Annotated in this window: 1 protein-coding gene; it reads right to left on the reverse strand. The window is 63.3% G+C overall.

The features are described 5' to 3' along the window. Nucleotides 1-854 (reverse strand): integron integrase (locus ACQGNJ_RS00110; RefSeq protein ID WP_426687219.1); only part of this gene is annotated, 854 nt, incomplete at its 3' end. Between the last annotated feature and the right edge of the window lie 177 nt (nt 855-1031).

Here is a 1031-nt window from a genome sequence, read left to right on the forward strand (position 1 = left end):
GTGTAGATCTGCGTGGTGGCCACGTCCTTGTGGCCGAGCAGTTCCTGGATCGTGCGGATGTCCTGCCCGGCCTCCAGCAAGTGGGTGGCAAAGGAATGCCGCAAGGTGTGACAGGTGGCGGGCTTGACGATACCGGCACGATCCCGCGCCGCCTTGATCGCACGCTGCAGTCGGGATTCGTCCACATGATGGCGACGTTCTGCCCCATCGCGCGGGTCCACACTGCGTGCCGCTGCGGGAAACGCATACTGCCAGCCCCAGTCCTGTGCAGCACCGGGAAACTTGCGCGCCAGCGCATCGGGCATCCAGACCCGGCCAAAGCCCGCCGCGAGATCCCGCTGGTGAACCCGTGCAGCCTCGGCCAACTGCGCCCGCAGCGGCTCACCGAGTGTGCGCGGCAACATGGTGCGGCGATCCTTGGCGCCCTTGCCCTGGCGCACCAGAATCTCGTTGCGCTCGAAGTCAACATCCTTGGCGCGCAAGCGCACGCACTCCATCAACCGCATGCCGGTGCCGTACAACAAGCTGCCCATCAGCCAGTGAATACCGGTCAACTCCCCCAGTAGCGCAGTCACCTCCGACCGGGTCAGCACTATCGGCAGCCGCTGCGGCCGCTTGGCCCGTTCGATCCCATCCAGCCATGGGAGATCACTACCCAGTACCTGCTTGTAGAGAAACAGCAGCGAAGACAGCGCCTGATTCTGAGTGGCCGCGGCGACCTTCCCATGCACCGCCAGCGCCGTCAGGAAGCGCTCGATCTCCGGCGCACCAAGTTCGGCGGGATGCCTCTTGTCATTGGCGAAAATGAAGCGCCTGATCCAGCCCACATAAGCTTCCTCACTGCGTTTGGACATGCCCAGCCGCCGCATTCGCTCGCGCACCTGGTCAAGCAACTTCGGCGCTGGGCGTGTCGCCACGCCACTTGTCCCTGCTCCCGCTCCATGAAAGGATGTCATCCATCTCTCCTGTCTGTAGACATGGCGAGATTAGGTTGCCGAATTAGGCTGCACCAACGGGGATAAGTGGTTGAT

Origin of the sequence: Rhodanobacter ginsengiterrae (assembly GCF_050026815.1) — a bacterium.
Taxonomy (GTDB): Bacteria; Pseudomonadota; Gammaproteobacteria; order Xanthomonadales; family Rhodanobacteraceae; genus Rhodanobacter; species Rhodanobacter ginsengiterrae.